This is a genomic window from Micromonospora pisi (assembly GCF_003633685.1).
In the GTDB taxonomy this organism is placed as follows: domain Bacteria; phylum Actinomycetota; class Actinomycetes; order Mycobacteriales; family Micromonosporaceae; genus Micromonospora_G; species Micromonospora_G pisi.
This window is the reverse complement of sequence record NZ_RBKT01000001.1, coordinates 1,053,631-1,076,031: the sequence shown is the minus strand read 5'-3', so window position 1 is coordinate 1,076,031 and position 22,401 is coordinate 1,053,631. Positions and strand designations below refer to the sequence as shown.

The following is a 22,401-nucleotide window of genomic DNA, read 5'->3' as shown; positions in this document are numbered from 1 at the left end:
ACTGGGACGATCCTAATCTCAAGCCGCGGTCGCGTTCCGGAGTCCGGTCCCCAGGTGACCCTCAGTAGTCGTCCTTCTCAAGCTTGGCTTTCCCGGCTACGCCTGTCCTTGAAACCTGGCATCGCCGATAAGTCGCCCGGCCTCATACGAAGGGCTGCCCGAAGAGAGGGCCACCCGACCGGCCGTCCCCCCTCAGATGCTCCTTCTGGCTCGTCGTCGACGCCGAACCCGGGAAGCACGAGCCACAATTCGACGCTGGGCCGGCCGGCGCGGCGGCCTGGCTGTAGCGGGGGAGGGCCAGTCGCCTGGTTCGTGCAGAAATGGCCGCCTGGGAAAGCGCGAATCGTCGTACCCCGGCTGTAGAAACGATCGTACGGTTCACGAGTGACTGAAATACTTTCTTATGACATTCAGGGCAAGGGCCCTGGACTGGTACTTCTCCACGGCACCAGCAGCACCGGCCTCGGCAGTTGGGGGACCGTGCTGGAGGGCCTCGCTGCCAAGTACACGGTCGTCCTTCCGAACCTGCCGGGCTCCGGCGACAGTCCCCTGCCCGACGGCCCGCTGGACGTCGACACGGTCGCAGACCAGATCGTCGCCACCGCGCGGAAAGCAGGGTTGGAGACGTTCGCCCTGGCAGGCGCATCCCTCGGCGCGCCGATCGCGATCAAGGTCGCCGCCCGGCACCCGGAGCGGATCTCCCAGCTGGCCACCGTCGTCGGTTTTGCCCGGCCGCGTCCGACCCTGCGGATGAACCTGGACCTCTGGGCTGCGATGTTCGACCGCCAGGACAAGGACCTGGGCAAGCTGCTCGTCATGCTGTCGTTCTCCGACGAGTTCCTCGCCGCGCTGCCCGAGGAGCAGTTGCCGCAGGTCATGGCGATGATGACCGCTCACCCCGCACCGGGAACCGCAGCCCAGATCGACTTCGGGCTCCGGCTGGACGTCCGCCCCGACCTCGGCAAGATCCAGGCACCTACCCTGGTCGTGTCGGCGGCGGGAGACCGGTTCATCCCGCCGGCCCACTCTCGGGAAATCGCCGCGGGTATCCCCGGCGCGCGCCTCGTTGAGGTGGCAGGCGGCCACGCGTCCATCTTCGAAGACCCCCAGGAGACGCTGTCCGCTCTGCTTGACTTCCTCAACGGATAGGGCCGGGGACCCTGTTCGAGTGCCGTGTCGCCGCCATCATGTCGGTGCGCCTGCTGCGTGGCGTGCGCCCGCTCGGTCTGCATGTGTCTGTCGTGCGGGTCGGGCTGCAGAGTGCGCTGGCCGACGCTGATGAGCCGAGCCCTCGGGCCAGCGACAGACGAGACGGCCTACCGGGCGACGGACCCGCGCCACCCGCCAAGTCCACGTGGTTGGGGTGACCGCCCATCCAACCGGTGCCTGGGTGGCCCCCAGCAGGCACAGAATTGGTGCGCCTCGACCGACGCGCAGCTGCGCTGCGGTTCCGCTCCGCGACCGCGATACGAAATTTACGGCGGTCTTTGACACGGTGTTCGCCGCGGACGGCATCGACGTGATCAAGACCCCGCCGCAGGCCCCCGGGCGAACGCGTTCGTCGAACGAGGAGTGGCCATCGTACGCCGGGAGTACACAGACCGGATGCTCATCATCGGCGACCGCCACCTCGCGGCCGTCCTCGCCGGATGCACGACCCACTACAACAGCCACCGACCACATCGATCGCTCGGCCAGCAGCCGCCCAACCCGGCGTCGGGAGTCACTGACTTGACCGCCGCCAGGATCCAACGGCGCCCCATCCCCGGCGGGTTGATCAACGAGTATTCGCAGCCAGCGTAGCCAACCGGCTTTACGAGCCCTGCAGGCAGTCTGATCAGCCAGCGGAGCTCCAGGTGTTCAGGGCGTCTTAGAATGACCCCTCTACACCGGAGCTCCGCTGCTTTGTCTCCACGCCGCGCTTAACAAACCACCCCACCGCCTAACTGAACGGCGTTGTGTCTAGTCATACCGCGAGAGCGGTGTTGTGGATGCGGGCGACGGCTTGGGTGACGTGGTGAACGTTGGTCAGCTGTTGTTGAGGAAGGTCAGGAGCCTGTTCGTAACCTCCTCGGGCTTTTCCTCCCACATCCAGTGGCCCGAGTCCTGAACGACGTCGCCGGTGACGTTCGTGGCGTACTTGCGGACCTGGTCGGGGACGGAACCGCCGAGGCTGTACTGGGCGCCGAGGGCCAGTACCGGCATGGTGAGCTTGGTCTTGGCGTTGACGGCGTTGTCCGCGACGTCTTGATTGAGGGTGCGGAACCATTCGAAGCTTGCCCGTGTGTGTCCGGGCTGCTTGAGGTAGTAGCCGTAGATGGCAGCGTCGCCTGGGGTCACGCCGTCCTTGTTGTATTCGAGCATGTCGGTGAAGCGCTCGATCCATTGGGTCTCGCGGCCTTTGACGGTCTGTTCGGGCAGGCCGTTTGTGACGTTGAAGAAGCCGAAGTTCCAGAAACCGGGGCCCTGGGAGGTGAGAGCGGGGAAGTTGTAGATCGTCTGGTCGGGGATGGGAGCCTCGGTGAGGACGAGCCTGGTGACATCCTGAGGGTGAGCGGCGGCGTAGGCGTAGGCGACCATCGTGCCTATGTCGTGGCCGACCAGGCGGATGTCCTGGTCACGGTGGAGCGTGACCAGAAGCTTGTGCACGTCGTCGGCGAGGGTCTTCTTGTCGTATCCCGCGGCGGGGGCGTCGCTGCCGCCGGCGCCGCGCAGGTCCGGGGCGATGACGTGGTAGTGCTGGGCGAGCTCGGGCAGGATGTCGTGCCACTCGTACCAGGTCTGCGGGTAGCCATGGAGCAGGACGAGCGTCTTGCCGTGTCCGCCCTCGACGAAGTTGATGCCAATGTCGCCCACCACGACTTTACGTTCGGTGAACCCCGCCGGTGGCTTCGCCGCTGCGGTGGCGGAGGATTGCTCGGCGGAGTGGGCTGCCGCCGCAGCCGGGACCTGCACGGAGGCGGAAATGGGCAGGACCGCGACGATGGTTGCCGCGGTTGTTGCGGCTGCGAGTATGCGGAGCAGAGGATTCTTCATCAGCCTGCACTTTCAGTGTTGGTTACGGGTGGACGCCGAAGGGGCCCAGGAGTCCACCGTCGATCCGCTGGGACTCCAGCAGTGCGAAGGCGTTGTCGACGGTGAAGACATCGGCGGCGGCGAGGGTGCCGGTGTACTTGGCGACCACCGGCTCAGCGGCTTGGCGGGCGACGGCATCGAGGTACGTCTTGAAGATCGCCCACGAGTTGCCGCTCGGCCCGTATTTGTGGAAGTAGGGCGTGGGGTCCAACGTCGCCGAGGCGTTGCGGACCGCTGCGTCGAGGTCGGCCATGTACTGCCTCTGGATGTCGCCGTCGGCACGGACACCGAGGCGCCCGAGGTGGCCGCCGACCAGGGTCTGCCACGGGTACTCCATCGCCACGTCGTGCGCCTTCACCCAGGCGGGGATGTCCTGGGAGACGGCGAGGTTCTTGAACGGCACCCATCCCGGGTAGAGCACGTCCACGACCATGAGGGTCCGCTGCGCGGGTGCGTAGACGAAGATGTTGTCGGGCGAGTGGTTCGGGCCGTGGTGGGCGAGTTCCAGCCGCTCGCCGCCCACCTTCAGAACGTATCGGTGGTCGAACGTTTCCGTCGGCACCGGCCTGTTGGGGTCCCGGTCGAGAAGGAGCAGTCGGCGGGTCTCCGTATGCCCGATGCGTACCACGTCCTTGCCCAGGATGGCCGAGGCGCCGATGTGGTCGGCGTGCGAGTGGGAGTAGACCAGGTGCGTGACCTTGCTGGGCATGTCGTTGGCCTGGGTGACGTCGTCGATGGCCCGCAGCAGGTTGTGTCCGATCGTGGGCGGTGCGTCGACGAGCACGACGCCTTCCCGGGTGGTCAGGAACATCGCCTGGTAATAGGCGTCGGTCACCCAGTAGAGGTTTCCCCGGATCCGGCCGACGTGGTACCCGGCGGCGTTCAGCGCCGGCCCGATCGAGGATGCGGGCACCGGCGCGTACTCCGGCAGCGTGTCCGCCGCACTCGCGCTGCCGGAGTACGCCAGACTTCCACCGAGCAGCCCCGTCGCCGCAGGCACAGCAGCGACCACCGCCCCTTTCAGTAAGGTTCGCCGCCTGGTGGACTCGGAGTGTTCGCGCCCGGTCGTCATGACACGTCCTTCCACAAGCAGGGCCGCCACGCGCCAGGTCACCGCAGCTCTTAACCCCGTCAATCGCTGAGAAGGATAGGAATTCGCCGGGTCGGCTTGCATACGTCGTCTGACGTAGATGTGGGGTCTGCCCGGCATGACCTGCGTCATTCGACATGGGAGGCTCGCTGCGGCATCGGACCGGGGCACCTGCGGCCCCCGCCGGCCAGGTCGGACGCCGCCACGAAGGCGGAGCAGCCGCCACCCGGAGCGCACGGTACGTAGCCGACCGATGGGCAGAATGTCGAGGTTCGCGTGCCCTTTGGGAGAGCCGCTGCTCGGATTGTGACGGGTCACACTCCGAGCAGTGGCTCTCCCTGGCTGGCCATGACCGGGGGCAATCCTTCACTGGTGAGGCAGATCATCTGGGGACGCGAGCCGGAGTTCGCCGTTCTCCGGCGGCTTGTGGAGGGGCTGCCCGACGGGGGTGGTGTGTTTGTCGTGCGCGGCGGGGCGGGGATCGGTAAGTCTTCACTGCTCACCGCAGTCGGACAGGAGGCGGCGAGCCGCGGGATCGAAACGCTGACGCTGGTCGGGGTGCAGGCGGAGTGGCGACTGCCGTTCGCGGCAGCGCACACGCTGGTCGGGCTGCTCGGTGTCGGCCTGCCGCCGGCCGTGGGCGGCAGCCTGGACCACTACCAGTTCCAGCTCTCACTGGCGCTGCTCGACGCGCTGACCACACGCTCCGCGCACCGACCGCTGCTGATCCTGGTGGACGACGCGCAGTGGCTGGACACCCCGAGCTGGGAAGCCCTCGCGTTCGTCGGGCGACGCCTGGCCACCGACCCGGTCGCGCTGATCCTGGCGATGCGCGACGGCCCGGAGACCGAGGCTCGGTTGGCCCGGATGTCCGTGGCGGAGCTGCAGGTGGAGCCGTTGTCAGAGGAACACTCGCTGGCCGTGTTGGACGAGCGGGCTCCGGGCCTGGATCCACGGCTGCGTGCACGGATCCTGGCCGAGGCGGCCGGCAACCCGCTTGCCATCGGGGAACTGGCTGCGGCCGTCACGCGTGCCGGCGAGACGGTGCTGCTGTCCTCCTCGTTGCCGCTGACCACCCGCCTGGAACGGACCTTCGGCCTGTCAATCGCCGAGATGCCGGTCCTGACCCGCGCGCTGCTGCTGGTCGCCGCGCTCGACGACGGCGACCGGCTCGACGAGATCATGGCCGCCGCGACCCTGGTGGCTGGCGTTCCGCTGACGGTCGAGGACGTGGAGCCGGCGATCGCCGCCCGCCTGGTGGACATCGACGACAGCTTTCAGATCCGGTTCCGGCATCCCCTGGTGCGGTCCGCGATCCAGCATGAGGCGACCTGCTCCCAGCGGCAGCAGGCGCATAGCGCGCTTGCCCGGGTGACGAGTGACCCGGAACGCGCGGTCCGGCACCGCGCGGCGGCCACCGTCGGCACCGACGAGCAGGTCGCCGACGAGGTGGACCAGCTCGCCGCCCGGCTACGTCAGCGCGGTGCGGCCGGTGCGGCAGCGCCGCTGTGGGCCCGGGCCGCCCAGCTGACCGGCGACGTCCGTCGGCGCGCGAGCCTGCTGCTGCGGGCCTTGGAGATGACGCTGGAGGTCGCGGACCACGAGAATGCGGCCCAGCTCCTGCGGGCAATCGTCCCCGAGGATCTGTCGGTCGAGGACCAGGTGGTGCTGCAGTTGCTTCGGGAGGTCGCCGAGGGCGGTTGGTCGGCTGCCGCGCGGCTGCCCACCCATATCGCCGCTGCCGAAGGGCTGCGCCGGTCCGGTCACCACGACTGTGCCCTGGACGTCCTGTCCCGCGTCGCGCTGCGCGGCTACTTCTCGAACCTCGACCAGGAGCTGCGGGACGACTGGCTCGCCCTGCTCGACCGCCTCGACCTGCCTGCGCTGACCCCGCTGACCCCTCGGCTGGTCGCCACGCTCGGCCTGATCGCGCCGGTCGAACGGGGTGCCGTGGTCGTCGAGCGGTTGGCTACCCTGCTGGAGCGGCCGGACCTGTCCGGGATCGATCTGACCGAGCTCGCGGCGGGTGCGACCGCGGTCGGCGCACTCGGAGCGGCTACCCGGCTGGCCGCCGAGGCGGTCGCGCTCAACCGCCAGCAGGGGAACCTCATCTCGCTCACCTGGGCACTGACCTACCAGGCGTGGAATGCCGTCGCGCTCGGCGACGCCTCCCTCGCCCGCGCCGCGGCAGCCGAGGCCGACGCGCTCGGCGGAGAGACCCGGCAGCGCAACTACGTGCTGCCCAACAAGCTCAACCAAGGGCACGCGGAGGCGTTACGCGGCAACAGCGACACCGCGCGCACCATGGCCGACGAATGCGAACGGGCGCTGCTGTCCAACGGCGCACACACCATGCTCGCCATGGTGCGGGTCATCCGCGGCGTCGCCGCCCTGGCCGACGGACGGTACGCCGAAGCCCACGACGAGTTGGACGCCGTCTTCGATCCGTCCTCGGCCTCCTACCACCCGTACGTCCGGTTCTCCGTCATCGCCCATCTTGCCGAGGCCGGCGCGCACTGCGACCGGCACGACCAGGTGGCGGCCCGGATCCGCGAGCTGGAGCCGATCGACGAAGCCGGCCCGTCGCCACAGTTGCGGGTGACGCTGCGCTGCGCGCGGGCCCTGGTGGCGCCGGACGAGCAGGCCGAGGTGGCGCTGCGGGCCGCCCTCGAGACCAATCTCACCGCATGGCCCTTCGAACGATCCCGCCTCCAGCTCGCCTACGGCACCCGGCTCCGGCGTCGCCAGCCGGCCGCAGCCCGGTCGATACTGCGCGCCGCCGCCGACACCTTCGACGCGCTCGGCGCCCGCCCCTGGGCCGCCCGCGCCCAACGGGAACTACGGGCCTCCGGCGAGACTCGGCGCCGACCCGCCGACGGGGCTGACCAGCTCACTCCGCAGGAACTGCAGGTCGCCCTACTGGTGGCGCAGGGCCTGAGCAACCGGGAGATCGCCGGCCGGCTCTTCGTGTCCCCCAGGACGGTCAGCACCCACCTGTACCGGATCTACCCCAAGCTCGGCGTCGGCTCGCGTACCGCCCTCGCCACCGTGATGGCCCGCGGTCACGTCATCTGACGCACGCTTTCCCCGACCGCCCCTCGTAAGTTTGTCAGCATCACGGTCCCGGTACGGGACGGGAGGAAGCGCGCGCCGCGCCCCGCCGTCGGGCCATGAGCGCCCGAAATCCGGTGGCCTCTCCGCCCGACGAGGATTCGAGCCCTCGTAGAACTCGGCCTACGACCACTGCCTTAGCTCGACAACGACGTACCAGTCCTCGCCGGTCTCCGAGTGGGCGCCGACGAGCACCGCGTCGGCCCGCTCACTGGTGACCGGCAGCCCGTATTCGACCAGCACCTCGACCTGATCCAGTCCCGCGTCGGCGCGATCCTGAACGAAGACGGCGAGGCTGTTCCTCCACGACCGCCGCTCGGCCGGACTGACTCCGTGTCCGGTCATCCAGAGCTGCTCGGCGATCCTATCGGCGAGGATGCCGTGGTCGGCCAGGCGGAGCAGACTACTTGGGGCGCCTAATTTGCCAGCCAGATCGAGGTCCGGTTGATGTAAACGACCTGTGCCGTGAAGGCGACCACTGCCACCACCGCACCGAGTACAATCGCCAACCCGATCGATCTGCTCAGTAATCCGGTCAACAGGGTCACGCTTAGGCCGATCAGCAGTGCGTTGACCGCGCCGACCATCGCCGCGGTGGTCAGCAGCAGCTGCCAGCGAACGGGTCTGCTGGCGACCGCGGCTCCGACCGCCTGCTTGCCGCCCTCGTCGGTCGCGGAGTCGGCGAAGAAAGTGTGCTCGCCGGCGAGTTGGTGATGGTAGTAGGAGCGGATGCGCTGGATGCGCTGGAGGTCCAGCGAGTTCTCCCGCATGGTCTGGACCAGCCGGCCGAAGGTCAGCAGCCCGGTGATCACCAGTGTCGGCAGCACAGCGCCGAGGTACGGCTTGATCAGTTGAGCGCTGCTGGAGACGAAGCCCAGCCCGATCAGCGAGGCGGAGAGCAGCGACATGAACACCGTCGCCCGCCCGACGGACTCGGTGATCGTGGCGCTGCGAGAGGTCTGCAGCACGAAGTGCTCGGTCGTCAGGGCAGTGAGCAGCGCCTGCTTGCGCGCGTCCTCGTCCATGCCGCCGCCCCCCTCCGGTGCTGGCCGGCCCCTCAAATCATGCCGGACAAGACACTTCGCCCGGGGCTCATTCAGAGCGGAGCGTGGCAGACGAGGGATTCGGGCGGTTGCTGCCGGCGGTTCGGCGGTGGCCTGCCGGCCAGCCTCGCCGCTCGGTCAGGCGATGGGCGGGATGAGCGCCTCGATCAGGTGTGGACCCGGCTCGGCGATCGCCTGGTTGAACTGTTCGGCCAGTTCCTCCGCGGTGGAGGCGCGGCTGCCGGGGACACCGAACGCGCGGGCGAGCCCAACGAAGTCGATGTCCGGGTTGGCGAGGTCCAGCAGCGCGTTGGTGTGCGGGTCCGACGCGCCGGCTCCGAGGCGCTGCCAATCCTGCCTGAGAATCGCGTAGGAGCGGTTGTTCAGGATCACGTTGGTGATGTTCAGGCGTTCGCGCGCCTGGGTCCAGAGCGCGGAGAGGGTGTAGACGGCGCAGCCGTCGGCCTCCAGGGCGATCACCGGCCGGTGCGGTGCGGCGACGGCGGCACCGATGGCCAGTGGCATCCCCCCGCCCATCGCGCCGCCGCATACCTGCAGGACGTCGTGGCGCGGCGCGCCGGCGGTGGCGGCGTGCAGCCCACTGCCGGAGCTAATGGTCTCGTCCACGACGATCGCGTTCTCTGGCAGGAGGGCGCCGATCACCGCCGGCCAGGTCTCGACGGTGAGCGGGCCGGCCGGCATCGCCGGACGACTCGGCTTGACCAGTTCCGGCTCGTGGTCGGAGGCGACCAGGTCGGCGAGCGCGGCCAATGCTTCGGTTGCGTCTTCGCCGACTTCGGCGAGGACGTGGGTCTGCGCGTCATCGGGGACCAGGCAGCTCGGCTTGCCGGGATAGGCGAAGAATGCCATCGGCGCGGGGGCGCCGGCGACGATCACGTGCCGTACCCCGTCGAGCTGCCGCAAGACTTGATCGGGATAGAAGCCGAGATGCGGGAACGAGGGCAGTCCCGCCCCGTGTTCCACCCGAGCCGAGTGGAGTTCCAGGAAGACTCGGGCACCGGTGGCGGCGGCGATTCGGCTTGCCGCGCACAGTCCCGCCGCCCGTCCCGCTGGGCCGCCGATGATCAGCGCCGACTCGTCTTGGCCGCGTAGTAGCTCGGCGATCCGCTTGATTACTGCGGGTTTGACCGTGGGCATCGGCCGGGCGAGCACAACCGGTCGACCCCCGTCGGCATCGGCGGCCACACCGTCGGACCACGAGACGTCGGCGGGCATGATCAGGGTGGCGATCTGGCCGGGTGGTTCGAGTGCTTCGGTGAGTGTTGAGACTGCGTCCTGGCTCACGCCGGCGACGTTCTCTGGCCGACGGACAGGGCCCCGAAGTGAGCGGGCGACGGTGTCGATGTCGGATTCCAGCGGAGGGTCGTATGACTTGTGGTGCGTCGGGTGGTCGCCGACGATGTTCACGATCGGCGAGTTGGCCCGGCGGGCGTTGTGCAGGTTCGGCAGGCCATGGCCGAGGCCCGGTCCGAGATGCAGCAGCGTCGCGGCGGGCTTGCCCGCCATCCGCGCGTACCCGTCCGCCGCACCGGTGACCACACCCTCGAACAGGCCGAGGACCGCGCGTACCTGCGGCACCGCCTCCAACGCACCGACCAGCTTCAGCTCGGTCGTGCCCGGATTGGCGAAGCAGACCTCGACTCCCGCGTCAGCGAGGGTTCGCAGTAGCGACTCCGCCCCGTTCATCACCGCCGCCCTTCGGACTCGCCACCACTGACAGCGCCTTGGGCGACACAAGCCTCCTACCAGCAGGCTAACCGCCAGAATCGGATCGCTGCCGCACATCCGCGAAAACCCGCCCGGACGTGATCCAGTTCTGGACAGAGCCGACACACCGGGTCCCATGTCGGAAGCGGTCACACGGTGAATGGAAGATTTCGGGGCGGCATCGGGTTCTACCGCCTCCCGGACGCTGAAGTCGCGGTGGCCCCGACTGGACCCATCTCCGGCCGGTAAGCGCATGGCCGTCCGTCGCGCCCGAACCCTGGCCCAACGAACGCAGCGACATACCCGGGCGCCCGCCCGTGCCGGGGGGGTGTGTATCGGCCCGGGGGACGGGTAGCCCAGCGACCGCGTATGTCGGGAGAGGGTGTGGCCATATGGGCGGCAAGCGGGTTCCGGAGTCGTTCACCGAGCAGACCGCGCGTGTCGGTAACCTGACGATCAACTACATTCGCGGGGGTCGGGGCAGCACGCTGGTGCTACTGCACGGCTATCCACAAACGTGGTACATGTGGCGGAAGGTGCTGCCGGAGCTTGCCAGGCACTACACGGTCATCGCCCCCGATCTGCGGGGAGCTGGTGGCAGTGACGCCCCGGCAGGGGGCTATGACAAGAAGACACTCGCCGGCGACGTGTACGGGCTTCTCAGCCAACTCGGCCTCGAACAAGACGTCAGCCTCGTCGGCCATGACATCGGCGCCATGGTCGCGTACGCCTACGCCGCCGTCCACCCCGATCAGGTGAGCAAGCTCGTACTCGCGGAGGCACCCATCCCCGACCAGAGCCTCTACCAGGCACCAGCACTGACACCGAACGGGCCGGCCGCATGGAACTACGGCTTCTTCAGCCTCCGGAACGGGCTGCCGGAACAAATTGTGAACGGTCGGGAAGCCCTCTGGGTCGAGCGCTTCACCGATTCGATGCGAGTTCAGGAGAACGGCATCGGCGACGACGATGTCGACGAATACGCCCGGTACCTGCAAGACGACGCTCACCTGCGGGCCAGCTTCGAATACTTCCGAGCCCTACCCCAAGACATCGCCGACAACGCCGAGTACGGCAAGACGAAACTCGACATGCCGGTACTCGCCCTCGGCGCCCGCGCCAGCCTCGCGGAGGCAGTAACCACCCAGGCCACGCAGTACGCCACGACGGTAAGCGGCGGCGTCATCGAGAATTCCGGCCACTGGATCTTCGAAGAACAGCCAGCCGAACTTACCACCCGGCTCCTGCAATTCCTCCAGCCGGCCTGACTCGTCGCGCCACCAAAAGACGTGCGGCTTACGACGTCCGCTTTAGCCGTGATCCGCGCGCATCCGCCCGCTCTGCGATGGCCGCCGCAGGTAGCCGGACGAGGCGGCCGGCCATGGTGAGCGGCTACAGAGATTGAAAGGCTGAGGTCTGTTGTGGAGGATCCTCGGCGTGTCGCACGGACGTAGCCCGGATCGATCATCTAGACCTGCGGGGTGAGGTATCCCGATGGTGGTGGTCTGAGCGAGGCTGGTCGGCAGCGTCGAGAAGCGGTACGCCGGCAAGCGGCCGAGATGTTCGGGCACGACGAGTCGACCGCGCGGGTCGCGGCCCGACTGCGGGTGTCGGAGAAGTCGGTACGACAGTGGCGGCGTACGTGGAAAGCCGGCGGCGACGAGGCGTTGGCCTCGACCGGGGCGGGCGGGTCAACGTGCAAACTCACCGACGAACAACTCCGCCAGTTGACCGAGGTACTGACGCCGGCCCGGCCGGACGGGGCTGGGCGGACCAGCGGTGGACCCTCGCTCGCATCGCTGAGGTGATTCACCAACTGTTCGGGGTCGACTACACCCTGCGCGGGGTGTCCTACCTGCTGCACCGCATCGGCTACACCGTCCAGGTACCTGCCCGGCGGCCGGTCGAACGTGACCCGGAGCAGATCGCCGGGTGGCGGCGGCGCCGCTGGCCAGCGGTACTAGCGGCGGGCGCGGAGTGCGTGGATCTGCTTCCAGGACGAGGCGGGTCAGACCCTGCGACCGCCGAAAGCCAAGACGTGGGCCAGGCGTGGGCGTACTCCGGTGGTCGGGGTGGGGTGTCGGGCAAGGGCTCCGGTCGGGTCTCGATCGCCGGCCTGGTCTGTCTCAAGCCCGGCGAGCGGGGCAGGTTCGTGTGGCGCACCATTACCCACCGCGGCCGTAAGGGTGAGCGCAGCAGTTTCTCCGAGACCGACTATGCGAATCTGCTCGACCAGGTCCACCAGCGTCTACGGGCCCCGATCATCCTGGTCTGGGACAACTTGGACACGCACGTCAGCGCCGCGGTGCGCGCACTCATCGCCGCCCGGAACTGGCTGACCGTGATCCGGCTACCTGCCTACGCCCCCGACCTGAACCCGACCGAGGGCGCCTGGGCACATCTGAAACGCGGCCTAGCCGATGAGAGGTCGACTCGATTCGGGGATCGGGTCTCGGTCAGTGGCTAGATCGCCATGGTTGGCAGGAACGTGTCCCGGCCTGGCCCAGTCTTGTAGCTGCGCCATGCGGCAGCGAGGCGGTGAACGGCCTCGCTGAGTTGGTCCGGTGGGGCGAGGAAGTGCAGGCGCAGGTACTCGGCGCTGCGGCCGTCCGCGTCGAGTCCGGAGCCCGGCAGCACGGCGACACCGTGGCGAAGCGCCTGTTGTGCGAAGGAGCTGCCGTCACCGTGCGGCAGGCGGACCCACAGGGTCTGGCCACCGGGTACGGCGGGTGCCTGCCAGTCCGGGAGGTGGTGGGCCAGTTCGGCTCGCAGGTGGTCGTGGCGGGCTTGTCGCTGCTGGGCTCCTCGGCGCTGCGGTGCATCCAGGCGGGGCAAGAGGTCCGCGGCGGCCAGTTGCGCGGGAATGTTGCCGCCGAGATCGTGAACGGCCCGCAGCCGTGCCAGTCGAGCGATGACCGGTGCCGGCGCACGCAGCCAGCCGATCCGGAGACCGCCCCAGACGACTTTGCTCAACGATCCGATCGTGATCACCTGGTCGTGGTACGCGGCCAACGGCAGCGGTGCCCGCTCGCCGGGGAAGCCGAGGTCGGAGAGGACCTCATCGTCGACCAGCATGACACCGGCCGCGGCAGTGGTCTCGGCGAGCCGTCGTCGCGACTGCTCGGGCAATACCGCACCGGTGGGGTTGTGGAAGGTGGCGATCACGTAGACGAGCACCGGGCGGTGTTCGGCAAGAGCGGCCGCGAACCCGGTGAGGCTGACCGGTAGCGCGCGCAGCACGGCGGTTTCCTCCCGGAACGCCTCCAACGCACCCGGATACGTCGGCGCCTGCACCAGTACTCGGTCGCCCGGCCGGATCAACGCCCTGGCCAGCAGCGTCAGTGCCTGCTGGCCGCCGTTGGTGACCAGGATCTGATCCGGCGTGGTGGACAGTCCCCGTGACTGGTATCGGGCGGCGATCGCGCGTCGGAGCGCGATGTGCCCCATCGGGTGATAGCCGATGTCGCCTACGGTGTCGGCCAACTGGGGAAGGGTGCGCGTGTACGCCGCGACCAGTTCAGGAGGTGGTGTGTCCGGCGCTGCGCACGCCAACATGATCACGCCGTCCTGGGGCTCGAGCAGATGCAGGAACGCCGGTGCGTCCGTGGTGGGCCGTGCCGGCGCCGGCGCGGTCCCGGCGACCCTGGTGCCGCTGCCCTGACGGCGCACGATGCGGCCCTCCCCGGCCAGCAGGTCGTACGCCGCGACCGCGGTGCTACGGCCCACCACCAGGGCGGACGCCAGCGCGCGATCCGGTGGCAGCCGCGCCCCGGGCCGGAGCTCGCCCTCTTCGATCAGGGTGCGTATCCGTGCCGCCAGCAACAGGTACAGGGCTCCCCGACCCGAGGACCAACGGCCCAGCCGCTCAACTAACCCGATTGGCTCCATTGGCAAACCAATCTACTCACGTTGGCTCTGCCCCTGCTCGGCGTACACCTCGATGATGTGCCTATGACCGCTTTCGCGCCGAGCGCCATGACCGCTCTGATCGACCTCTCGGTTCGCTATGACCTGGCTGAGAGCACATGCCCACCGCTGAACCTCGGCGACCTTGCCGACGCGGCGACGCTCGCCGCCGTTCCGCTGGGCTATGGAACCTCGCGCGGTGATGCCCGCCTGCGCGCGCTGATCGCCGCCGACACCGGGGTGGACGCCGAGCAAGTGCTGGTGACAGTCGGCGCGATCGAAGCGATGTTCCTCCTGGCCCAGGCCACGTGCGCCCCAGGCGATCGGGTTCTGCTGGCCACACCGTGCTTTCCGCCGGCTCGAACGGTCCCGGAAGGGCTCGGGGCACGGGTGGACGTGGTGCCGTTGTCGTTCGACGACGGCTACCGGTTGCCGCTGGACCGGATCTCCGCGGAGCTCGACCCGCGGACACGTCTGGTGTCCCTGGCCTCGCCGCAGAACCCGTCCGGCGTCCGATTCACAGAGCAGGAGTTGCGCACGTTGCTCGCGACGGTACGGGAGCGCGCGCCGGACGCGGTCGTCCTGGTCGACGAGACCTACCGGGAGTCCACCTACGGCGACGTCGCGACACCGCGCTCGGCGGCGACGCTATCGCCGCAGCTCGTCACCTGCTCCTCCGTGTCCAAGGCGCACGGCGCACCCGGCCTACGCCTCGGCTGGTTGACCACGACCAACACCGCGCTCTACGACCAGCTGCGTGAGGCCAAGTTCCTCACCACGATCGCCTGCTCCACCGTCGACGAATTCCTCGCCGCGCAGGTGCTTCGGCAGCGGAACGAGATCCTCGCGCCTCGCGCCAAGCGACTCCGGGAGGCGCTCGACGAGCTACTGCAATGGACGCGGGACCAGCCGGTCGAAATCGTCCTCCCGGACGGCGGAGCCCTGTGCTGCCTGCGCCTGCCCACAGACCGGTTCACCGACGACGCGGTCCGGACCTTCTACGCCCGCCTCGCCGAACGCGACACCCGAGTCGCACCGGGATCCTGGTTCGGCGAGGATGACCGGGTCTTCCGGCTCGGCTTCGGCCACCTCTCAGCCAGCGACTTCAGCGCGGCCCTCGAACGCCTCGCTGACGCCCTCACCGCAAGCAGCTGACAAAACTCCGTATCCGCTTAGCAGCGCGAGCGGCGCTGAACAGCCGAGCCCTTCCATGCCTTACTGGGAGGTCAGCGGTTGCGTGGGGCCACCAGGCCGGATTCGTAGGCGAGGACCACGAGTTGAGCGCGGTCACGGGCATGGAGCTTGGCCATGGCCCGGTTGATGTGGGTTTTGGCGGTCAGCGGGCTGATCACCATGCGTTCGGCGATCTGGTCGTTGGACAGGCCCTGCGCGACCAGCACGACGGTCTCGCGTTCGCGGTTGGTCAGTTCTGTCAACCTCGCGGGGGCGCCTGTGTTCAACGGCTCGGTGACGTACCGGTTGATCAGCTTGCGGGTGATCGAGGGTGCGAGCAGGGCGTCGCCGCGCGCGGCGACGCGGATGGCGTGCAGAAGGTCCTCTGGCACGATGTCCTTGACGAGGAACCCGGCGGCGCCGGCGCGCAGCGCGTGGAAGACGTGTTCGTCGAGTCCGTAGTTGGTCAGGATGACGACGTGCACCTCGGACAGGGTCGGGTCTGCGGCGATGCGCCGGGTCGCCTCGATGCCGTCCATGACCGGCATCTGGATGTCGATGAGCACGATGTCCGGTAGGTGTTCCTTGGCGCGAGCCAGGCCCTCCTCGCCATCGGCGGCTTCGGCCACCACCTCGATGTCGTCTTCGACGTCGAGGAGCGCGCGGAAGCCACTGCGAAGGAGCGGCTGGTCGTCGACCAGCAGGACGCGGATCATGGCGTTCGGCCTACGGGGAGTTCGGCGTGGACGCTGAAGCCGCCCTCGTCGCGTGGTTCCGCACGCAGGTGACCGCCGAGGGAGGTGACTCGTTCGCGCATCCCGATCAGCCCGACGCCGGGCACCGGGGCGCTGTCCGGCATCGCCTTGCCATCGTCGTCGACCTGGATCGCGAGGGCGTCCGGACGGTAGTCGATCCGGACGGACGCGGTAGCGGCAGCGGCGTGACGGGCGATGTTGGTGAGGGACTCCTGGACGATCCGGTAGGCGGTCCGGTCGACCGCGGCCGGCACCTCGTGTCGTTGCCCCGCGATCGTCAACGTCGCGTCCAGGCCGGTCGCACGGGCCCGTTCCACCAGTTCCGGGAGGTGGTCGAGCCCGTGCGGCGGGGTCCTGCCATCGTCGCGCAGCGTCTCCAGCGTTGCTCGCAGTTCCCGGGTCGCCTCACGACCGGCCTCCCGGATCGCCAGCAGAGCCTGCGGCACCTGTTCACCGCGCCTGTGGGCCAGGTGGACGGCTACTTCGGCCTGCACCTTGATGATCGAGATCTGGTGTGTGAGCGAATCGTGCAGCTCCCGCGCGATGCGCAGCCGCTCCTCGTCGGCGCGGCGCAGCGCGGTCTCCTCCCGGGTGCGTTCGGCTTCGTCCGCCCGCCGCTCGGCCTGCCGCAGCGCTTCACCCGCGGCACCGGCGGCGACCAGCCAAGCCAGTTCGAGGGCGCCCCGGCCCCGGGCGAACGCCTCGCCCACGGACATGTCCTGTGGCAGGGCGAGGGCCGCGAGCGGAAGAGCGGCCAGCATCATCACAGCCGCCACGACGGTGATGACGCGGTGGCCCGCCCGCACGGCGGCGTACACCGCGAACAGGAACGCGACGGCGGGCACGTCGAAACCGACCGCCTGATAGCCCACCGCGCACAGCCCGGTGACGGCCAGGACCCCAACGGGAGCCCGGCGGCGCGCGGCCAGAGCCAGGCCGCCGGCCGCCAACAACGCAAAGCCGAGCAGGTCGAGATCCGTGCCTGAGCGATGCCCGGACAGCCCGGCGACCAGCAGCGTCGCTGCCACGCAGACGGCGATCGCCCCGTCTCTGACATTGGCCGCAACGCCGGACCGTCTCGTGCTCATGCGCGCACTTTAGTCGGAGGTGCCGCAGCCGACCTCCTGCTCGCGGACGAGCGACGGCCTACCGCGTACGCAGTACTTTCCCGGCGCCTGCGGCGTCCGCGGCAGCGGGCTGCGCCATCGGCGGCAGCGCGGATTGTCTGCGGCTGCAGGACGACCGGCGGTGCGTCGGGCGACATGATCAAGCTGCCCAACCAGCGAGGAGAAGATGATGCCAACCGAGACTCGCCGTACCGAGGGACTTTTGGCGCGACTAGCCCGGTTTTGTTACGGGCGCCGCCGCCTGGTCCTGCTGACCTGGATCGTCGGCGTCGTCGCCGTGTCGATCCTCGGTTTCGGCTACGGCGCCGCCCCCGACAACGACTTCTCCGGCGGAGACTCCGAGTCCGCCAAGACGCAGGAGCTGATCGAGAAACATTTCCCCGAACAGCAAGGGGACACGCTGACGCTCGCGATCAAGGCGGAAAAGGGGATCGACGACCCCGTCACCCGGCTGAAGATCGAGAAGGTCCTCGCCGATCTGGCCGCCTCGCCGATTACCGGACCGGTGACGTCGCCATATCAGGACAAGGTTCTGGTGACGCAGGATCGTCGTTTCGCCCGTGTGACCATCCCGCTGAGCGACAAGGAGGTGGAGAAGAGCGAGGTCAAGCCCTTGGTGGACGCCGTCAAGGACGCCTCCGACGACAGCGTCACGGTTGCGCTGGGCGGGTACATGGCGGAAAAAGCGGAGACGCCCCCGCAGGGTTCGGCCGAAAGCGTGGGCATCCTGGCGGCAGCAGTGATCTTGTTCATCGCCTTCGGGTCATTGGTGGCGATGGGCTTGCCGCTCGTGACCGCCCTCCTGGCCATTGTGGCCGGCCTCGCGCTGACGAAGCTGCTGGGGCACTTGTTCCCCGCGCCGGATTTCACTCTGGTCTTCGGCGCGATGATCGGGCTCGGCGTCGGCGTCGACTACGCACTGTTCATCGTGACCCGCTACAAGGACAGCCTTCGGGACGGCGATGAACCCGAAAGCGCCACGATCAAGGCCATCGACACCGCCGGTCGCGCGGTGCTGTTCGCCGGCACGACCGTTGTGATCGCGTTGCTGGGCCTGTTCGTCATGGGACAGCGGCTGATGACCGGGGTGGCCGTCGCCACGTCGATCACGGTGCTGGTGACAATGATCGCCGCGGTGACGCTGCTGCCCGCGTTCCTGGGCTTCACCGGATACAAGATCAACTCACTGCGCCTGCCTCGCCGCGCGTCCCGCCGAAACCAGGAGGTCAGCGCGCCGTCCCAGGAGCGCCATACGCTCGCCGAGCGTTGGGCCGCCGTGGTGCAGCGCAAGCCGCTGGTCGCCGCACTCCTCGCCGGCGGGATCCTGCTGGTGCTGGCCGCCCCGACGCTGTCGATGCGGCTGAGCCAACCCGACGCCAGCGTCCAGCCCCACGACAGGAGCAGCTACATCTCGTACAAGATCCTCTCCGAGGGCTTCGGGCCGGGCTACGGAGCACCCCTGGTCTTCGCCACCGAGGTCGGCTCCAAGGACGCCGATCTGCGCCCCGTCGTCGAAGCGGTCAGTAAGACCGAGGGCGTCGCCTACGCCACGCCACCCCGGGTCAGTGCGGACGGGCAGGCCGTCACCTTCACCGCCTTCCCCACGACCGGATACCAGGACGAGGCAACCGCGAACCTGGTGCACGAGCTCCGCGACGACGTGCTGCCCCGGACAACCGGCGGCGAACAGGTCCTCGTCGGCGGACCGAACGCCGCCACGATCGACGTCGCCGAGGAGTCCGGCTCGCGCCTGCCCCTGATGATCGGAGTCGTCATCGCGATGTCCATGTTGCTGATGATCGCGTTGGTCCGGTCGGTCACGATCGCCCTGCAGTCCGCGGTGATGAACGTGCTGTCAATCGGCGCCGCCTACGGCGTGGTGGTGGCGGTCGTGCAGTGGGGATGGTTCGGCCCGGCACTCGGTTTCCCCACCGCCATGCCGGTCACGACCTGGGTCCCGATGATGATGTTCCCGGTCCTGTTCGGCCTGTCGATGGACTACCAGGTATTCCTGATCTCACGGATCCGTGAGGAGTACCAGCGAACCGGCGACACCCGCGTGGCCGTCGCCCGAGGGCTGGCGCGGACCGCCAAGGTGATCACAGCCGCGGCCGCCATCATGATCGCTGTCTTCACCACCTCACTGCTCGGCCCCGACGTCGCGGTCAAGCAAGGAGGTCTGGGCATGGCCGTCGCCGTGCTCATCGACGCCACCATCGTCCGGATGATCTTCGTCCCCGCGGTGATGGAACTCTGCGGCAAGGCCAACTGGTGGATGCCCGGACGCCGGGCGCCGAAGGCGACCCCGACCCCGACTCCGCCCGCCGCGGTCCGGGAAGAGGCCAGAGTCTGATCCTTCCCTTGATGACCAGCCCGCTGGTCGGGTCCGTCCCGCTCAATGCGAACACAAAGGAGTGATCCACGTGCGCAAAATCTTGGTCATCACCAGCGCGCTCGTCCTCGTCGTCGTGCTGGCGCAGTTCTATCTGGCCGGGGTCGGTGCGTTCAGTCGTCCGCCCACTGAGGACGCCTGGATGGCGCACCGTGCCGGGGCGGCCGCCATCATGGCGCTCGCCGTGGTCAACACCATCGTCGCGGCACTGGCCCGGGCCGGCGGGCGAACCATCGCCTTCGCCGCGCTGCCGATCGGCCTGGTCATCGTGCAGTTCGTCCTGAGCGCCATGAGCAGCGCGCTGGGCGGCAGCACGATCGACCGCACCGGCTTGCCGTTGTACCTCGTCGCCCTGCACGTGGTGAACGGCCTGGCTGTGCTGAGCATCGCCATCAGGGGCCTGTTGAACGCCCGCCGGCTCGCCATCAGGGCGGCCGACGAGCCGGCCAGCGGGCCTCAGCGGGCGCACGCGGAGTGAACGTGTTGCTGGTCCTCGATCTGTTCCTGGTGGTGGTCGCCGGTGGCCTGTGGGTGGCGGCCTGGCCGTTACGTGGTACGAAGGCCGGCGCCGCGGTGCTGATCGCGTCCGTGCTGGCCACGGCCGCGCGCGCCGCCGTGGTCGCACTGCTCGGCGGTGCCGGCTGGTGGTTCGTGCCGGACCGGCTGGTGACCGCCGTCCCGCTGGCGTTGCTGTCCGGGGTGGTTACCGTCACGATGGTCCGTCGACGGACGCCTCCGGCACCGGTGCTGATCGCGGCGGCGTATGTCGCGGTTGCGGGCATTGCGATGCAGTTCCTGGTCGGGTATCCGGTGACGGTCGGTGCGGTCGCGGCCGTCTTCGGTTCCGGCGCCGCGGCGCTGCTGGTCTGGCGGCTCCCGGCCGGGGCGGCACGGGTCGCGGTGGTGGCGACCACGGCGGGGGCGCTGCTGGCGGCGGGTGTCACGGCCGCCGTCGGCAGCCGGTTGCCCGACGAACTCGACCACAACGCGCACGGCGCGGACAGCGGCCACGCCGCCCACGCCGGATCCGCCACGGCACCCGGCGTGTCCGTCGCCGATCTGCGTGGACCGAGCCGTACGCCGACCCGGAAGTTCACGCTCACCGCCCGTGCCGCGACGGTCACCCTGCCCTCCGGCGCGACGGTTGACGCGTGGACGTTCAACAGTCAGGTGCCCGGGCCGGAACTGCGGGTGACCCAGGGCGACGTGGTCGAGGTGACACTGCGCAACGAACTGCCAGGCATCGGGGTCACGTTGCACTGGCACGGGTACGACGTGCCGGTCGGCGAGGACGGTGTCGCCGGTGTCACCCAGAACGCGGTGGCACCGGGTGGCACGTTCGTCTATCGCTTCGAGGCCAAGGATGTTGGCAGCTACTGGTACCACTCACACGAAATGTCCAGTGAAGCCGTCCGCAAGGGCCTCTACGGCACTCTCGTGGTGACTCCTGACCGAACCGAACCGCAGGAGACGGACTTCACGTTGCCCGTACACCGCTTCGACAGCGGCGCGACGATCCTCGGCGGATCCGACCGGCGGCAGACCCGGGACGTGCCCGCGGGTCGACGGGTCCGCCTACGGCTGGTCAACACCGACAACGACGCGCATCGCGTGGCGGTCGGCGGCACGCCCTACACCGTCAGCGCCATCGACGGCCGGGACCTCAACGGCCCGACCGTACTGACGGCCGAGACGACGCTGCGGCTGCCGGCTGGCGGCCGCTACGACGTCGTGTTCACGATGCCCGCTGGGGCCGTGCACGTGATGGTGGACGGCCGGACCTCCGACGGGCTGCTTCTGGGTACCGGCGCGATGCCGACACACCCGGCTGGCACCGACCTGGACATCACCCAGTACGGCACCTCCGCACCCGGACCATTCGATCGCTACGATAAGGACCACACGCTGGTACTGGACCGGCTGGTTCGATTCCTGGACGGGATGCCGAGCTACGCGTACACGGTCAACGGGACCGTTTATCCAGACATCCCGCCGCTGCTGGTCGACCGAGGCGACGCCGTGCGCACCACCGTGGTCAATCGGGGCACCGAAAGTCATCCAATGCACCTGCACGGCCACCACGTGCTGGTGCTGTCGCGCAACGGTCGCCCGGTGACCGGTAGTCCGCTGTGGCTGGACACGTTCGATGTGCTGCCCGGCGAGGTGTGGCAGGTCGCGTTCCGGGCCGATAACCCGGGGATCTGGCTCGACCACTGCCACAACCTGCCGCACGCCAAACAGGGCATGGTGCTGCACGTGGCGTACCGCGGGGTGACCTCGCCGTTCACCGTCGGCCGGCGCACGCCGAATCATCCCGAGTGACCCATCGGCTTCTGCTTCCACACCATCGCATCGAACCCGCAAAGGAGACTCCCATGGACGCAGCCGTTTCGAAAGAAGCACGCATTGTGGTCGCCTTGCGTGGCATGGCGAACGCTGTGGTCGAGGCCGAGTTGCGCCGACTGACCACACGCCTGTCAGACCTGGACGACACCGCGCGGGCTGAGGTCGCATGGACGGTACGCAGGGTGGTCGACAAACTCCTGCACGCCCCGATGACCAAGGTCGTAGGACTAGCCGGGCAGACCGCCGAGACGTCCTACACCGAGGCACTGCGCAAGCTCTTCGCGCTCGACTCAGGGTGTGCCCAGACGGGTGGGCGGGTTGGAAGAGTTCGATGAGGTTGCCGGCGGGGTCGGTGAGCAGGATCTGGCGTCCGCCCAGGCGGGCGGTCACGTCGCTGCGGAACGCCGGTCCTGTGCTCCGCAGTCGGTCGATCTTGACATAAAGGGGTGCCATGAGCGGATGCCGCCGCTGATTATTTGACCCGGCGACGAATGTGCTCGGGTGCGTGCTTCGACAGTGGGCCTGACCGTCGATGCCAATCTGTGCACGGCTGCAACGCCGTCAGTAGCAGGTTCGGAGGCGCGGGCGTGCAACAGGCCGCTGGCGGAGTTCCATCCCGGCGGCGTCGTTCACATGACCAGGAGACCTGTTCATG

Annotated in this window: 19 protein-coding genes; 11 read left to right on the top strand and 8 right to left on the bottom strand. The window is 68.8% G+C overall.

What is annotated here, in order from left to right; genetic code table 11:
* Positions 1 to 384: 384 nt before the first annotated feature.
* Together BDK92_RS04205 and BDK92_RS39570 are read left to right on the top strand one after the other, a co-directional pair.
* Positions 385 to 1,149 carry an alpha/beta fold hydrolase gene (locus tag BDK92_RS04205; protein WP_211349068.1) on the top strand — a complete coding sequence of 255 codons (765 nt, stop codon included), beginning with the start codon at positions 385 to 387 and terminating at the stop codon, positions 1,147 to 1,149.
* Positions 1,150 to 1,572: 423 nt separating this feature from the next.
* Entirely contained in the window at positions 1,573 to 1,803 is a 231-nt protein-coding gene (locus tag BDK92_RS39570) for an integrase core domain-containing protein (RefSeq protein WP_121154754.1), read from the top strand.
* Positions 1,804 to 2,028: 225 nt separating this feature from the next.
* Here the strand turns inward: BDK92_RS39570 and BDK92_RS04195 are convergent, their stop codons facing one another.
* Both BDK92_RS04195 and BDK92_RS04190 read right to left on the bottom strand, forming a co-directional pair.
* Positions 2,029 to 3,036, bottom strand: a complete 1,008-nt coding sequence (locus BDK92_RS04195; protein WP_121154752.1) for an alpha/beta fold hydrolase — start codon at positions 3,034 to 3,036, stop codon at positions 2,029 to 2,031.
* Positions 3,037 to 3,058: 22 nt separating this feature from the next.
* Positions 3,059 to 4,075 (bottom strand): MBL fold metallo-hydrolase, encoded by a 1,017-nt coding sequence (locus BDK92_RS04190; RefSeq protein WP_246016783.1) that lies wholly within the window; start codon positions 4,073 to 4,075, stop codon positions 3,059 to 3,061.
* Positions 4,076 to 4,537: 462 nt separating this feature from the next.
* Between BDK92_RS04190 and BDK92_RS04185 the strand changes: the two genes are divergently transcribed.
* Positions 4,538 to 7,240, top strand: a complete 2,703-nt coding sequence (locus tag BDK92_RS04185) for a helix-turn-helix transcriptional regulator (RefSeq protein ID WP_170208480.1) — start codon at positions 4,538 to 4,540, stop codon at positions 7,238 to 7,240.
* A gap of 159 nt (positions 7,241 to 7,399) precedes the next feature.
* On the opposite strand, the gene BDK92_RS04180 is transcribed toward BDK92_RS04185, so the two are convergent.
* From BDK92_RS04180 to BDK92_RS04170, 3 genes are all read right to left on the bottom strand, one after another.
* Complete coding sequence (locus BDK92_RS04180) at positions 7,400 to 7,621, bottom strand: hypothetical protein (RefSeq protein WP_121154748.1); 222 nt, start codon at positions 7,619 to 7,621, stop codon at positions 7,400 to 7,402.
* A 71-nt stretch (positions 7,622 to 7,692) separates the two neighbouring features.
* Positions 7,693 to 8,301, bottom strand: coding sequence for a hypothetical protein (locus BDK92_RS04175; RefSeq protein WP_121154746.1), 609 nt, complete (start codon positions 8,299 to 8,301; stop codon positions 7,693 to 7,695).
* Positions 8,302 to 8,457: 156 nt separating this feature from the next.
* Positions 8,458 to 10,026, bottom strand: a complete 1,569-nt coding sequence (locus BDK92_RS04170) for an acetolactate synthase large subunit (protein ID WP_121154744.1) — start codon at positions 10,024 to 10,026, stop codon at positions 8,458 to 8,460.
* A gap of 413 nt (positions 10,027 to 10,439) precedes the next feature.
* On the opposite strand from BDK92_RS04170, the gene BDK92_RS04165 reads away from it, so the two are divergent.
* The 3 genes from BDK92_RS04165 to BDK92_RS39560 all read left to right on the top strand — a co-directional run bounded on the left by BDK92_RS04165 (position 10,440) and on the right by BDK92_RS39560 (position 12,514).
* Positions 10,440 to 11,315 (top strand): alpha/beta fold hydrolase, encoded by an 876-nt coding sequence (locus tag BDK92_RS04165; protein WP_121154742.1) that lies wholly within the window; start codon positions 10,440 to 10,442, stop codon positions 11,313 to 11,315.
* Positions 11,316 to 11,528: 213 nt separating this feature from the next.
* Positions 11,529 to 11,855, top strand: coding sequence for a helix-turn-helix domain-containing protein (locus BDK92_RS39565; RefSeq protein ID WP_211349065.1), 327 nt, complete (start codon positions 11,529 to 11,531; stop codon positions 11,853 to 11,855).
* Positions 11,852 to 12,514 carry a transposase gene (locus tag BDK92_RS39560; RefSeq protein WP_211349062.1) on the top strand — a complete coding sequence of 221 codons (663 nt, stop codon included), beginning with the start codon at positions 11,852 to 11,854 and terminating at the stop codon, positions 12,512 to 12,514. The genes BDK92_RS39565 and BDK92_RS39560 overlap by 4 nt, the downstream gene beginning before the upstream one ends.
* Here the strand turns inward: BDK92_RS39560 and BDK92_RS04150 are convergent.
* Positions 12,511 to 13,869, bottom strand: a complete 1,359-nt coding sequence (locus tag BDK92_RS04150) for an aminotransferase-like domain-containing protein (protein WP_246016781.1) — start codon at positions 13,867 to 13,869, stop codon at positions 12,511 to 12,513. The two genes, BDK92_RS39560 and BDK92_RS04150, sit on opposite strands and share 4 nt — an antisense overlap.
* Before the next feature lie 129 nt (positions 13,870 to 13,998).
* Between BDK92_RS04150 and BDK92_RS04145 the strand changes: the two genes are divergently transcribed.
* On the top strand, positions 13,999 to 15,108 hold the full coding sequence (locus tag BDK92_RS04145; protein WP_211349061.1) for a pyridoxal phosphate-dependent aminotransferase: 1,110 nt from the start codon (positions 13,999 to 14,001) through the stop codon (positions 15,106 to 15,108).
* A gap of 71 nt (positions 15,109 to 15,179) precedes the next feature.
* Here the strand turns inward: BDK92_RS04145 and BDK92_RS04140 are convergent, their stop codons facing one another.
* Positions 15,180 to 15,842 (bottom strand): response regulator, encoded by a 663-nt coding sequence (locus tag BDK92_RS04140; protein WP_121154738.1) that lies wholly within the window; start codon positions 15,840 to 15,842, stop codon positions 15,180 to 15,182.
* Positions 15,839 to 16,969, bottom strand: a complete 1,131-nt coding sequence (locus BDK92_RS04135) for a sensor histidine kinase (protein ID WP_121154736.1) — start codon at positions 16,967 to 16,969, stop codon at positions 15,839 to 15,841. The genes BDK92_RS04140 and BDK92_RS04135 overlap by 4 nt, the downstream gene beginning before the upstream one ends.
* Positions 16,970 to 17,177: 208 nt before the next feature.
* Between BDK92_RS04135 and BDK92_RS04130 the strand changes: the two genes are divergently transcribed.
* From BDK92_RS04130 to BDK92_RS04115, 4 genes are all read left to right on the top strand, one after another.
* Entirely contained in the window at positions 17,178 to 19,361 is a 2,184-nt protein-coding gene (locus BDK92_RS04130) for an MMPL family transporter (protein WP_211349060.1), read from the top strand.
* A gap of 70 nt (positions 19,362 to 19,431) precedes the next feature.
* Entirely contained in the window at positions 19,432 to 19,878 is a 447-nt protein-coding gene (locus BDK92_RS04125) for a DUF6220 domain-containing protein (RefSeq protein ID WP_147456897.1), read from the top strand.
* A gap of 2 nt (positions 19,879 to 19,880) precedes the next feature.
* Positions 19,881 to 21,722, top strand: a complete 1,842-nt coding sequence (locus BDK92_RS04120; protein ID WP_147456896.1) for a multicopper oxidase family protein — start codon at positions 19,881 to 19,883, stop codon at positions 21,720 to 21,722.
* A 53-nt stretch (positions 21,723 to 21,775) separates the two neighbouring features.
* Positions 21,776 to 22,081 (top strand): hypothetical protein, encoded by a 306-nt coding sequence (locus BDK92_RS04115; protein ID WP_121154728.1) that lies wholly within the window; start codon positions 21,776 to 21,778, stop codon positions 22,079 to 22,081.
* The last annotated feature ends 320 nt before the right edge of the window (positions 22,082 to 22,401 follow it).